Annotated in this window: 11 protein-coding genes; 4 read left to right on the forward strand and 7 right to left on the reverse strand. The window is 61.7% G+C overall.

All coding sequences use genetic code 11. The features are described from left to right. The 5 genes from U5G49_RS32005 to U5G49_RS32025 are packed head-to-tail and all read right to left on the reverse strand — an operon-like array spanning position 1 to position 4,973. Complete coding sequence (locus tag U5G49_RS32005; RefSeq protein WP_193443164.1) at positions 1 to 1,059, reverse strand: aldo/keto reductase; 1,059 nt, start codon at positions 1,057 to 1,059, stop codon at positions 1 to 3. A 12-nt stretch (positions 1,060 to 1,071) separates the two neighbouring features. Further along, the gene (locus tag U5G49_RS32010) at positions 1,072 to 2,007 is read right to left on the reverse strand and encodes an ABC transporter ATP-binding protein (protein WP_193443167.1); all 936 of its coding nucleotides are present in this window, start codon (positions 2,005 to 2,007) and stop codon (positions 1,072 to 1,074) included. Beyond that, positions 1,985 to 2,980: an ABC transporter ATP-binding protein gene (locus tag U5G49_RS32015; protein WP_193443169.1), complete on the reverse strand. Its 996-nt coding sequence runs from the start codon at positions 2,978 to 2,980 to the stop codon at positions 1,985 to 1,987. The genes U5G49_RS32010 and U5G49_RS32015 overlap by 23 nt, the downstream gene beginning before the upstream one ends. Next, positions 2,980 to 3,987, reverse strand: coding sequence for an ABC transporter permease (locus U5G49_RS32020; RefSeq protein WP_183907821.1), 1,008 nt, complete (start codon positions 3,985 to 3,987; stop codon positions 2,980 to 2,982). Before U5G49_RS32020 ends, U5G49_RS32015 begins: the two co-directional genes overlap by 1 nt. Beyond that, entirely contained in the window at positions 3,984 to 4,973 is a 990-nt protein-coding gene (locus tag U5G49_RS32025; protein WP_183907819.1) for an ABC transporter permease, read from the reverse strand. Before U5G49_RS32025 ends, U5G49_RS32020 begins: the two co-directional genes overlap by 4 nt. Positions 4,974 to 5,255: 282 nt before the next feature. On the opposite strand from U5G49_RS32025, the gene U5G49_RS32030 reads away from it, so the two are divergent. Genes U5G49_RS32030 through U5G49_RS32045 form a run of 4 tightly spaced genes read left to right on the forward strand, consistent with a single transcriptional unit; the run spans position 5,256 to position 10,301 of the window. After that, complete coding sequence (locus tag U5G49_RS32030) at positions 5,256 to 6,860, forward strand: ABC transporter substrate-binding protein (protein WP_193443171.1); 1,605 nt, start codon at positions 5,256 to 5,258, stop codon at positions 6,858 to 6,860. A 32-nt stretch (positions 6,861 to 6,892) separates the two neighbouring features. Continuing rightward, entirely contained in the window at positions 6,893 to 8,071 is a 1,179-nt protein-coding gene (locus U5G49_RS32035; protein WP_183907815.1) for an LLM class flavin-dependent oxidoreductase, read from the forward strand. 11 nt (positions 8,072 to 8,082) lie between these two features. Continuing rightward, the gene (locus tag U5G49_RS32040; protein WP_193443173.1) at positions 8,083 to 9,120 is read left to right on the forward strand and encodes an ABC transporter substrate-binding protein; all 1,038 of its coding nucleotides are present in this window, start codon (positions 8,083 to 8,085) and stop codon (positions 9,118 to 9,120) included. 20 nt (positions 9,121 to 9,140) lie between these two features. Further along, the gene (locus U5G49_RS32045) at positions 9,141 to 10,301 is read left to right on the forward strand and encodes an acyl-CoA dehydrogenase family protein (protein WP_193443177.1); all 1,161 of its coding nucleotides are present in this window, start codon (positions 9,141 to 9,143) and stop codon (positions 10,299 to 10,301) included. A 95-nt stretch (positions 10,302 to 10,396) separates the two neighbouring features. Here U5G49_RS32045 and U5G49_RS32050 read toward each other — a convergent pair whose 3' ends face one another. Further along, positions 10,397 to 11,488 (reverse strand): rhodanese-like domain-containing protein, encoded by a 1,092-nt coding sequence (locus U5G49_RS32050; protein WP_193443179.1) that lies wholly within the window; start codon positions 11,486 to 11,488, stop codon positions 10,397 to 10,399. A 106-nt stretch (positions 11,489 to 11,594) separates the two neighbouring features. Continuing rightward, on the reverse strand, positions 11,595 to 13,199 hold the full coding sequence (locus U5G49_RS32055) for an ABC transporter substrate-binding protein (protein ID WP_193443181.1): 1,605 nt from the start codon (positions 13,197 to 13,199) through the stop codon (positions 11,595 to 11,597). Positions 13,200 to 13,379 lie beyond the last annotated feature (180 nt).

Consider the following 13,379-nt stretch of genomic DNA (forward strand, 5'->3'; position numbering starts at 1 on the left):
TCAGGCGACGGCGCGTGTCAGCGGCACGACATTGTCGGCGCCGGACGCCGGGCTGCGCGGCACGCGGCCTTCAACCGGGTGGCTCGGATCGTTGAAACCGGGCGTCGAGGGGTGGCCGGTCGCGACCAGCCGATCGACCAGGGCCTCGTCCTCGGCATCGAGTTTGACGTCGAGCGCCCTGACGTAACTGTCCCAGTGTTCTTCGGTGCGCGGACCGGTGATGGCCGCTGAGATCAGCTTGTTGTTCAGCACCCAAGCCAGAGCAAATTCAGTCGGGCTGATGCCCTTGCGGGTCGCGTGCGCTGCGATCTCCTTGGCGATGGCGATCGATTCCGGACGCCATTCGGTCTCCAGAATGCGCTTGTCACCGCGGCCGGCGCGGGTATCGGCGGCAGGCTCCTTGCCGGGCTCGTATTTGCCGGTCAGCACGCCGCGGGCGAGCGGCGAATAGGAGACGACGCCAAGACCATAATATTGCGCCGCGGGGAGCTGTTCGGCCTCGGCCGTGCGGTTGACGATATTGTAGAGCGGCTGGCTTGCCACCGGACGATCGATGCCGAGCTGATCGGCAAGATGCGAGATCTCAGCGATGCGCCAGCCGCGGAAGTTGGAGACGCCGAAATAACGTAGCTTGCCGGCGCGGATGAGGTCGGCGATGGCACGCACCGGCTCTTCCAGCGGTGCGTCGAAGACGGCGCGGTGGAAATAGAGGATGTCGATATAGTCGGTGTTGAGGCGACGCAGCGAATTTTCGACCGTCTCGATCACCCACTTGCGCGAATGGCCGCCAAGGTTCGGCCCCTTGGTGTGGGAATTGACGAATTTGGTCGCCAGTACCCAGTGATCACGATGCGCCTTGATGCCGCGACCGACCACCTCTTCGGACTTGCCGTCGTGATAGACGTCGGCGGTATCGATGAAGTTGATCCCCTGTTCGCGCGCCTTGTCGATGATGCGGAAGGCGATGTCATCTGGCGTCGGCCCACCAAACATCATCGTTCCCAAGCTGAGCGGCGAGACTTTCAGGGCGCTGCGTCCGAGATAGCGATAATCGACCATTTCATTCTCCATTCATTGAGCGTGGTGACAGGCAACGGCGTGGCCGTCGGCGAGTTGGCGAAAGGTTGGGTCCTCGGTCCGGCAGATGTCGGTGGCAAGCGGACAACGGGTGTGGAAACGACAGCCGGCCGGCGGATTGTGCGAGCTCGGCAGATCGCCGGTGATGGGAGCGGCCTGCTTGCGGCGGCTCGGGTCGGGAACGGCGGCCAGCAGCGCCTGCGTATAGGGGTGCTTTGCACCGCGCCAGAGATCGCTCGTCGACGCGCTTTCAACGATGCGGCCGAGATACATGACGAGGACGCGATCGGCGAAGTAGCGAACGACCGACAGGTCGTGGGAAATGAAGAGGTAGGATAGCGAGAGTTCGGTCTTCATCTCGACGAGCAGATTGAGGATCTGCGCCTGGATGGAGAGATCGAGCGCCGAAACCGGCTCGTCACAGATCACCAGCTGCGGCTGCAGGATCAGCGCGCGGGCGATGCCGATGCGCTGCCGCTGACCGCCGGAGAATTCATGCGGGAAGCGATCAAGCGCATCAGCCGGCAGGCCGACATGCTCTACCATCTGGGCGGCGATTGCTTCGCGCCGCTTGCGGCCGCTGACGCCATGGACGGCGAGTGGCGCCGTCAGGATCGTGCGGATTGTCTGGCGCGGATTGAGCGAGGCGAAGGGATCCTGGAAGATCATTTGAACGCTGCGGCGAATTAACTGCAATTCCTTCGCCGACATCGCCGTGACGTCACGCCCTTGAAAACGGACGCGGCCGGACGAAGGCGTGACGAGGCGCATCAAGGACTTGCCGAGCGTCGACTTGCCGCAGCCGGATTCCCCGACCAACGCCACCGTTTCGCCCTCGGCAATCTCCAGCGATACGCCGTCGACGGCCCTGACCGTACCGGCTGCCCCGGGATAGTGGGTCGAGAGACTATCGACCGACAGGAGCGACATGGGCTACCTCCGAAAGGACCGGCACATAGGGACAGGCGACCTGCCGCTCGGCGGAAACCGACAGCAGTTCCGGTATCGCGAAACCGCAGGCCGGCCGGGCGACGGGACAGCGCGGGCGGAAGGAACAGCCTTTTTCGCCTGATGCCGAGACGATCGAACCGGGGATTTCGGAAAGCGGGCCATCGCTGTAGTGATAGTCGGCCTTCAGTCGCGGCGAGGCGGCAAGCAGCCCGCGCGTGTAAGGATGGTATGGCGCGTCGAAGACGGGGCCTGGAAAGCCTTCCTCGATTTTACGTCCGGCATACATGACGACGACACGATCGGCCCATTGCGCCACGATGCCGAGGTCGTGGGTGATGAGGATGACGGCCATGTTCAGTTTGACACGGAGATTGTCGAGCAGCTGCAGCACTTGCGCCTGGATCGTGACGTCGAGCGCGGTCGTTGCTTCATCGGCGATCAGGAGCTTCGGATTACAGGCAACGGCAATCGCAATCATCACCCGCTGGCGCATGCCGCCGGAGAGTTGGTGCGGATAGTCACCGATGCGCCGGGCAGGTTCGGGGATACTGACAAGCTCCAGAAGTTCGATCGCCCTGGCGCGGGCCTGCCGGCGGCTGAGATCCTCATGGATGCGCAGCACCTCGACGATCTGATCGCCGATTGTCAGCACCGGATTGAGCGATGTCATCGGTTCCTGAAAGATCATTGCGATGTCGCGACCACGAATGCGCCGCAGGTCTCGCTCCCGAAGCGACAGCAGGTCGCGGCCATCGAAGGTGATTTGACCGCCAGCCCGCGCCTGCCTCGGCAGAAGCCCCATTAACGCCAATGCCGTAAGGGACTTTCCCGATCCGGATTCGCCGACGATTGCCAGCATCTCGCCGGGATTGGCGGTGAAGCTTACGCCCTTGACGGGTTCGGCGGAGGGAAAGCGAACGGAAAGGTCGCGGACGTCGAGCAAGGCGGCCATCAGCGCTCCTCCGAAAAACGCGGGTTGAGCGCGTCATTGAGGCCGTCGCCGATCAGGTTGAGGGCAAGCACGGTGAAGACGATCGCCAGGCCTGGCAGGGCCGTGAGATACCAAGCGGTGCGGATCACGTCGCGGCCGGCGCCGATCATCGAACCCCAGGAGACGCGATTGGGATCGCCAAGCCCCATGAACGAGAGCGCCGACTCCATCAGGATTGCGCTGGCCACCATGACCGACGATGTGACGATCAGCGGCGGCAGGGCGTTGGGCAGGATTTCCCGAAAGATGATGCGCGCATGGCCAAAGCCGAGGCTGCGGGCGGCAAGCACGTAATCCTTCTCCCGGATCGCGCGGAATTCCGCCCGGGTCAGGCGCGCGACGGTCGGCCAGCTGACGATGGCGATGGCCACCGTCACCGTCCCGGTGGTCGGCTGAGCGATGGCGACCAGCACCACCAGCAGGACGAAGCTCGGAATTGTCTGGAAGATCTCAACGAACTTGACGAGGATGTCGTCCACCAAACCGCCGAAATAGCCAGCGACCGCGCCGATCAGTATCCCGGCCGAAAGCCCGAGCAATGTCGCGGCGATGCCCACCGTCAGCGAAATGCGCGCTCCGTGCAGAATTCCGGCCAGCACATCGCGCCCCATGGAATCCGTGCCGAGCGGATAGGTCGCATTCTGGCCGGGCCAGAGAAACGGTCTCGCCACCATTTCCATCGGGTCGCCAGGATAGATCAGCGGAGCGAGAAGTGCCGAAAGGGCAACGACCAGCAGGAATGCGACGCCGAACAGGGCATTGGGATTGGACAGGAAAACCTTCAACTCCCGGCGCAAGCCGCGCCAGGCGGTGCCGTGAACGGCGGAGGCGCGCACATCCGGCGCGTGAATGTGGGTCCAACGCGGCTGGGCTGTCGGTTGGGTTGCGGGGCGTGCGGCCTCCGCCCTTGCCGGCGGCGCGAGATCGATTGTCTCTGCCGCATAGGTTCCAAGTTTATGACTGTTCATCGACTTGCTCCAATTCGCGGATCGATCCAGGCCTGCAGAAGATCGACAGCCGCATTGGCGACGATCACCATGAAGGATGAAAGCAGCAGGATACCGAGGAGAACGCTGAAATCCCGCGCCATGACGGCCTCGAAGGCAAGTCGGCCGAGACCCGGCCAACTATAGACCGTTTCGACGACGACGGCTCCGCCGAGCATGCCGCCGAAGTGCATGCCGGCCATCGTGGTGATCGGGATCAGCGCATTGCGCAGAATATGGCGTGTGGTCAAGAAAAAGGGCGCCACACCTTTGGCGCGGGCCGTGCGAACGAAATCCTGCGACTTCACTTCCAGCATGGCAGCGCGCGTCAGGCGCGCATAGATGGCCAGGTAGAAGAGGGCCAGCGACGTCGCCGGCAGCACCATGTAGCGGGCACGGTCGAGGAGCGCAGGCAGTCCGGTCAGCCGTGAGCCGATGGTGCTATCGCCGCCGCTCGGCAGCCAGCCGAGCTTGACCGAGAACAGCAGGATCAGCATCAGCCCTATCCAGAAGCCTGGAATGGAATAGAAAAGCAGCGAGACGATCGAGATTAGGCGATCGGCAACCCGGCCGGAGAATGTAGCCATCAGCGAGCCAAGCAGGAGGCCGACAATGATGGCGATCGCGAGCGCCGCCAGCATCAGCATCAGCGTGCCCGGCAAACGCTGACCGATGAGATCGGCGACCGGCATTCCATAGCGCGGCGAAAAGCCGAGGCTGAAATGCGCGAGATTGTTCAGGTAGTTGGCCAGTTGAACGAGAATCGGATTGTCGAGCCCGAAACGTTCACGCAGGGCAGCCATGGTCTCGACCGTCGCAGAACCTGATTCAGCCGCCATGACATCTGCGGCATCGCCGGGCGCGAGCTTCAGCAGAAAGAAATTCAGTACGACAATGCCCAGCATCGTTGGAACGGCCTGGAGGATCGTCTTTCTGATGGTACGGCCGAGCCGTCCGTAAGCTGACATTGCCTTTTCCTCGCCGCTTGAGAAGATTTCGGCTTCGCGATGCAATAGTAGTTGACTAAATCTGTAGGTTTTGTCAAATCCGTAGTGGTAAATATTTCCAAGAAACCCACAAATGCTGGCTCAATTCGGAAATATCTACTTTCTGAATGTCATCTTTCGGAATGACTTATCAATAATTCTGTCCGGGCAGGTAAAAAACTCTACGAGAGGGCCTGTCGTTGGAAAGTCGAAACAGCAAGGGTCGCCCGGCGTCTTCGCGGCCCGCAGACGAGGGTTGAACCTATGGCAGTATTTCCGGCATCCACGCGCCGCAGCTTTCTCCTTGCTTCCGTCGCCCTCGGCGTGACGGCGACGGCCCGCATCCCAGCCCTTGCAGCACCCGCGCGCGGCGGCACGGCAACGCTCCTGCTTTCGGCAGAACCGCCGGTGCTGACGACCATCGCCAACACGGCCTTCAATTCGGTCTATGTGTCGCCGAAAGTCATCGAAGGACTGCTGACCTACGACTTCGATCTCAATCCGAAGCCGCTTCTGGCCAAGGAATGGTCGATCAGCCAGGACGGACTGACCTATACCTTCAAGCTGCGCGACGGCGTGAAGTGGCACGACGGCCAGCCGTTCACATCGGCCGATGTCGCCTTCTCCATCAAGACGTTGAAGGAAGTTCATCCGCGCGGCCGCAACACTTTCCTCAACCTGGTTGACGTCCAGACCCCCGATCCGCTGACCGCTGTGGTGACGCTTTCCAAGCCGGCGCCCTATCTGATCACGGCGCTTGCGGCTTCCGAAACGCCGATCGTGCCGCGTCACATCTACGAGGGCACCAAGGTGGCCGAAAACCCGGCAAATCTTGCGCCTATCGGCACCGGGGCCTTCAAGTTCAAGGAATGGATCCGCGGCAGCCATATCGTTTACGAGCGCAATACCGACTATTGGGATCAGCCGCGCCCCTATCTCGATCAGCTCATCGTCCGTTTCATTCCAGATGCAGCAGCACGCTCGATCGCCATCGAGACCGGCGAAATCGATCTTGCGCCCTCCACACCCGTGCCGCTCAGCGACCTGGAACGTTTCAAGTCCCTCCCCGACATCGCTTTCGAACCGCGCGGCTATCAGTATGCCAACGGTATCAGCCGTATCGAATTCAATCTCGAGCGCCCGTTCTTCAAGGATATTCGCGTGCGGCAGGCCTTTGCCCACGTCATCGACAGGAAAGTCATCCTCAATACCATCAACTACGGCTATGGCAGCACCATTCCCGGCCCGATCAATCCCAACCTGACGAAATGGTACGACCCGGATCTGAAAACCTATCCGATCGATCTGGCGGCAGCCGAAAAGCTGCTTGACGAGGCCGGTTACCCGCGCGGCAGCGACGGTATCCGAGCCCGCATCAATCTCGACTATGTGCCGAGCGCAGAAAGTTACCCACGCGGCTCCGAATATATCCGCCAGGCGCTCGCCAAGGTCGGCATCGACGCGACGGTGCGCAGCCAGGATTTCGCCACCTACACCAAGCGTATTTATACCGACCGCGATTTCGACTTCGCTTTCGAGGGAATGAGCAACCTCTTCGATCCGACCGTCGGCGTACAGCGCCTCTATTGGAGCAAGAACTTCAAGCCCGGCGTCCCCTTCTCGAACGGATCGGCCTACAGCAATCCCAAGGTCGACGCGCTGCTGGAGGCCGCGGCAATCGAGGTCGACCCGACCAAGCGCGTCGAGCAGTGGCGTGAGATCCAGCGGATCCTGGTCGAAGACCTGCCTGCGATCGATATTGTTAGCCAGCCGGAGTTGACCATTTACAACAAGCGCATCGCCGATCACACGGTCGGCGGCGAAGGGGTCTCCAGCAGCCTCGCCTACGCCTACGTGGCAGCATCCTGAGCGACGAGCCAACGATCAAGCGGAGGACAACCATGTCCGTTCAACATCTTCCCGGCTCCATCGTCGGCTTGCCGAAATTCGCCGCCCCGACGGATTTTCCTGAGAGCCCGCTGTCGCAGGCTCTCAAACAGCCGGTTCTTCTCGGTCTCTTTCTGCCGATCCAGGCGGGCGGCTGGACGCAATCGACGCTCGAACGCTCGACGGACTGGCGGTTCGACTACAACAAGGCCCTTACTCTCAGAGCCGAGGAACTGGGCTTCGATCTCGTCTTCGCCCTGTCGCAATGGCTGCCGAAAGGCGGCTATGGCGGCGTCTTCGACGGCCAGGCGCTCGACAGCTTCGTCTCCACGGCGGCTCTTGCGGGCCTGACCAAGAAGATCATGCTGATCTCGACCATGCACGTTCTTTACGGCCCCTGGCATCCCCTGCATCTGGCAAAGTTCGGCGCGACGCTCGACCACATCACCGGCGGCCGCTGGGGTATCAATGTCGTCACCGGCCATCGTGCGGTCGAGCACGAGATGTTCGGTTGGCCGCGCATCGAACACGACAAGCGCTACGAACTTGCGGCCGAATTCCTCGAAGTCGTCCAGCGGCTCTGGAGCGATACGGAGAACTTCTCCTTCGAAGGCGAAAGCAGCTGGAAGCTCGGCGGCGGCTTCGTGACGCCGAAACCGAATTTTGGCCGTCCGATCCTCGTCAACGCCACTGGTTCGGATGCCGGCATTGCCTTTGCCGGGCGCTACTCCGACATCGTCTTCATCACCAGTCCGACGGGCGCCGACATCGACAGCGCGCTGCAGTCGCTGCCAGCCCACACCAAAAGGGTCAAGGGCGCTGCGACCAATGTCGGCCGTACCGTGCGCACGCTGCTCAATCCAATGGTCATCTGCCGTCCGACCGAGAAGGAGGCATGGGCCTTCGCCGACCGCATCGTCGCGCATGCCGACCAGCGCTCGCCACAGGGTTTCCAGTCATTGAATTCCGACGCGCAAGCGTGGAAGGGCCGCGATCCGCAGGACGCCTATCGTTTTGTCGGCGGCAACATCAGGGTGATTGGATCGCCCGAGAGCGTCGTCGACCAGTTCGTCAAGCTGAAGGCAGCCGGCGTCGATGGTCTGCAGCTCAGCTTCTTCGATTTCCGCGACGATCTCGAATTCTTCGGCAGCGAGGTGCTGCCGCTGATGAAACAGGCGGGGCTGCGCCACTGAAAGGGACGATCATGACGAGCAATGCCATTTCGGAAATCTGGTATACCCGCTGCCCGGTGCCGACGCCCGTCGGCCTCGCCGCACAGCTCGGCTATCTCGAGGAGAATTTCCGCAAGGAAGGAGTGACGCTGAAATCGATCATCGACTCGCCCGATCGCAGCATCCGCCAAAGCCATTTCAACCACACGCTCGACTGGTCATTCCGCCACGGCGGCAACGTGCCGCCGATCCGCGCTCGATCGGAAGGCCGCAAAACCCGGCTGGTCGGCATTACCTGGACGGATGAGTTCCAGGCGATCATCACGCTGCCAGAGAGCGGCATCAAGAGCACTAGGGATCTCAAAGGCCGCCGCTTCGGCATTGCCCGCCGCCCGGAGGGCATTGTCGACTTCATGCGGGCGACCGCGCTGAAGGGCCTCGTCTCGGCGCTTTCGCTTGAAGGGCTGGAACTTGCAGATGTCGAGGTCATCGACATCGCGCTTGCCGATTCCGTCCTGGCGAGCCAGGAAGGCCCTTCGCTCTTCGGGTTGAAGCGCCAGCAGGCTTATGGCGCGGAAATCGCTTCGCTCATTCGCGGCGAGGTGGATGCGATCTATGTCAAGGGAACGGCGGGCATCAACGTCGCCAATCTGGTCGGTGCGATTCAGGTCGTCGAATTCGGTTTTCATCCCGACCCGAAGATCCGCATCAATTCCGGCTCACCCCGGGTGCTGACCGTGGACGAACTGCTTGCCGAAGAACGTCCCGATATGGTTCACCGGCTGCTGGAGTCGATCTTCAAGGCGAGCGCCTGGGCCGAAGCGCATCCGGAAGAGACACGTCGCTTCGTCGCCCGCGAAGCCGGTGCGACCGAAGAACAGGTGCTTGCCGCCAATGGCCCGGAGGTTCACCGTCACCTCGGCCTCGGTCTACAGCCCGAACTGGTCGAGGCCGTCGGCCACTACAAGGATTTCCTGCGCGATTTCGGCTTCCTCGCTGCCGACTTCGATATTGCCGAGTGGGTCGATCGCCGTCATCTCGAAGCTTTCGCCAAGCGCGCCGTGGCCTGAGAAGAAAGGCATGTAAGAGCATGTTGCAGGAAGCAATCGATCCCGTCGGCAAGGCGCGGTGGCTGGCCATCGACTTCGCCGAGCGCGCGGCCCATTTCGATGCGACGGGGGAGTTTCCCTTCGAAAACTTCACCCATCTCCACGAGGCCGGCCTGCTCGGCCTCGTGACAGCCCGAGAACATGGTGGTCATGGCGGCGGCCTGATCGAAGCTCAGGCCGTCATCAGCGAGATCGCCCGTGGCGAACCGTCGACTGCGCTGGTGCTCGCCATGCACTACAACAGTCATTACGGCTTGCGCCGCTTCGGAAAGTGGCCGGACCATCTCGCGCAGCGGGTCTTGTCGGCAAACCGTCTCGGCCCTGCCCTCATCAACGCCGCCCAGGCCCAACCCCGCATCGGCTCACCCGCCCATGGCGCGCTTCCCGAAACCATCGCCCGGCGCGATGGCGACTGCTGGCGGATCACCGGCCGCAAGACCTATGTCACGGGTATTCCGATCTTGAAATGGGTGTCGCTGCTGGCGCTCACCGACGAGCCGGAGCCGCGTCTGGCCTCCTTTCTCGTCCCGACCGACAGCCCCGGCCTGCGGATAGAGAAGACCTGGAATGCGGCCGGCATGCATGCGACGGCCAGCGACGACATCATTCTCGACGATGTCGTCATCCCATTTTCAGATGTGATCGAGGCGCAGCCCGCATCGGAACCGATACGGCGTGAAGAACATGCGACGGCCTTCTTCTTTTCGCTGATCGGCGCCGTCTATCACGGCGTTGCCTTGTCCGCGCGCGACCGGGTGTTGTCCTTTGCCGCCCGCCATACGCCGGCAAGCCTCGGCGCGCCGATTGCGACGGTGCCGCGCATCCAGGACGGCCTGGGTGAGATCGAAGTCCGACTCGCGACCAGCGCCAGGCTGCTCAGATCGCTCGGCGAAGATGTCGATGCCGGCAAGGCCGTCGGCATGGATGGCATGAACGTTCGCCATGTCGTCATCGACAATAGCGTCGCGGTAACGAGCCTGGCTCTCGACCTGGCCGGCAATCCCGGCCTGAACCGCGACTTCCAGCTCGAACGCCAGCATCGCGATGCGATGACCGCCCGCTCGCACGCGCCACAGAACCACATGATCCGTACGATCGCTGCAAAGAATGCCCTTGCACGGTTGGCCGCGGCCGGGGTCTGACGAAGGCTGAAGATTAAGGCCGTTTCAGCCTCTGGTATCTTTCGCGCTGAAGCGTTGCGGGGACTTCGCTTCTGCGAGGTCCCCAAGGTCTTTCATCAGGCGACCGCGCTCAGTTGCTTGGCCGAGAAATCAACCAGCAGTATCGCGATTTCGAAGCCACGGCGCTGAAGCCAATGCGCAACGGTGCGCGCCCGCACCCCAAGCGGGTCGTCGATGAGGACGACGCGCGCACCGCGAACGGCGATGGTGCGGTAGGCGACGCCGAGCAACTGGCCGCCCTCCGACGAAAGCGTCCCGTCGAGATGGTTCTTCTCGAACTCCTCGGGCGTGCGCACATCAAGAAGATAGGTCGTCCGGCCAGGATCGTTCGCCCACTTGCGGGCGGTGGCGACATCGATCTCGGGGAAACGGTCATCGGCGCTCAGTGCCTGGACATGTTCGCGCGCGAAATTCAGCGCCGCTGGGCTTGCCTCGCCATAGATACGGGTCCTGCCGGTTTCGAGTTCAAGGCCGGCGCCGGTCCAGGCCTTCGTCCCGTCATGCAGATAGGAGACCTGATTGGGCACCCTCGCATCGATCAGCGTCTGGGCGCCGAGGATCGCACGCGGCAGCCCGGCGCAGGACACGACGACCTTGGTCTGTTCGGATGGCACGACATCCTTGAAGCGCAACAACAACTCAGCACCCGGCACGCTGACCGCGCCGGGGACATGATCGCGGCTGAATTCGGTAACAGTGCGCGTGTCGATAACGACGATATCTTCCCCCGCATCGCGCAGCCGCTTCAACTCTTCAGTCGAAATGACCGGCGTGTTCCTTTCGTCTCGCACGGCAAGTGAAAAGTCGACGCCCGGTATGTCGAATGTCGGAAGGGAAGCCTCTGCTCCCGCCGTCCAGGCGGGAATACCGCCCTCGAGCGCGAAGACATTTGCCCATCCTGCTTTCCCCAGTTTTTCGGCAAGCAGGGCAGCGGCGCCATCACCTCCGTCGGCAAGAACGGTGCGCACGACGGTGCGCGGGACGAAGCGGCCGATCTCGCTTTCCACAAACTCGGCCGGCAAATTGGTAGCGAAGAGAGGTGATGCATAGCCGACAACTGCCGGGTCTCTGATGTCGAACACGGCCAGTTCCTCACCGTCGGCGAGCCAGTTGCGGAATGTGTCTCGGGAGATTGTCTTCTGGGTCACGCTGGGCCTCCATCACGCATTGATGTTGATCTCTGAAAGATATTGGGGCGGCCAGGAGAGACGTGAACGACGTCTCTCCACCCGCGTCATCGCACGGTCACCAGCATCAGCTCTCCGGGCTGAGCCATATCTGGCCGAAGCTGTTGTTGATGCCCTGCGCACCCGGCGCGAAGTTCCTGACCTTCTTGCTTGCAATGATCTGTGAACCGGCCGCGACCAGATCGACGGAGACAACATCCTCGTGAATGATGCGCTGGAACTGATACCAGAGGTCGCGTCGTTTCGCCTCATCGGGCTCGACTGCCGCCGCTTCAAGAAGCCGGTCCACCTCGGGATTGACGTAGTGGCTGGCGTTGGAGAAGACGAGGCCGATCTTGAAGTTCTTCGACCAGTAGGCGCGCTGCACACCGAGGCTCGGATCGAAGGTGTTCGAAAGGGATTCGATGACAAGGTCCCATGCGCGATCAGTGTAAACGGTCTTGAGGTAGGTCGCGAGATCGAACTTGAGGATCTCCGCCTCGATACCGACGACGGCAAGGGATTGCTTGATGAAGTCGGCGTAGGAGGGCGTGAGGAAAGAGTTATAGGCGAGGCGAAGCTTGAAACGACTGCCGTTTGCGCCTCTGGGATAGCCGGCCTCATCCAGAAGTTTTTCTGCGAGTTTCGGATCCGGCGTCCGGGCCTTGATGCTCGGATCATACCATTTCGGCAATGCGGTGCTGACTGGGCTCGGCGATACGACGCCATAGCCATACAGCGCAATATCCAGCAATTTCTGCAGATCGATGGCATGGGCGATCGCCAGCCGCACCTCGCGCTTGGTGAGAATCTCGTTCTCATAGTTGAAGAACAGCTGCTGCTGCGGCCCGGAATAGGCGTAGGTCGTCGTATCCACGACCAGGTTTGGATTGGCCTTCAGGCGTTCTATGTCCGACAGGGGCACCGGGTTGGCGCCGATGTCGATTTCACCGGTTTCGAGCGCGGCAGCGCGCGCGGAGGGATCGAGGATGACGCGAAGGACGACCCGGTCGAGATAGGGCTTGCCTTCGTCCCAATAGTTCGGATTGCGGTCGAAGATCAGATGACTGCCCGGCACCCACTCCTTGAGGATGAACGGTCCGGTTCCGATCGTCTGCGCAAGCTTGGGCTGTTCCTCCGGCTTGAAGGTTTCATAGACATGCTTCGGCACGATCGGCGATTCCGAACTGCTGAGTGCTGTGATCAGATAAGGCGCGGGTTTGGAAAGGACGACGATCGCCGTATGCGGATCGGGCGTCTCGACGGCAGTCACGTTCTGATAGGTGATACGACCGCGGGGATGGGCTTCCTTCAGCCGAAGGATCGTAAAGGCCACGTCGGCAGCGATGAAGTCTGCGCCGTCATGCCATTTCACGCCCTTGCGCAGTTTAAAGCTATAACGCAGCTGGTCGTCGCTGACCGACCATTCTGTCGCCAGCAGCGGGATCGGATTGAGATCGTAGTCGAAATCGAACAGGCCCTCATTGATCTTCGGTCCGATCGCCTGACCGGTGCCCGATGACGTGTTGATGGCGATCAGTGCGCTCGGGTCGGGATAATAGGCCCAATTGAGCGTACCGCCCCTCACCGGGGTTTCAGCGGCTGCTTCAGCAAAACGAGGCATGCCGGCCATCGCGAGGCCGGCCCCGCTTGCGAGTAGCAACTGATTGAACTGGCGGCGATTGATCGACATAGGCTGCTCCGAAAGCACAAACGCGGCAGGCCGCGGACGGAGCCCCATGCCCCGCTGTCCGGATGATCCCTTTACAGCCCTCCAACTCAAAGGCAGATTTTCTATCGCGCTTTGAAAGCAAAGCTTGTCAGCGTTTCGAGCCTGTCTCCCGATCGCCGCAACGATCGAGCATTTCCAGAG

The organism is Rhizobium indigoferae, from assembly GCF_034554815.1.
GTDB lineage: Bacteria > Pseudomonadota > Alphaproteobacteria > Rhizobiales > Rhizobiaceae > Rhizobium > Rhizobium leguminosarum.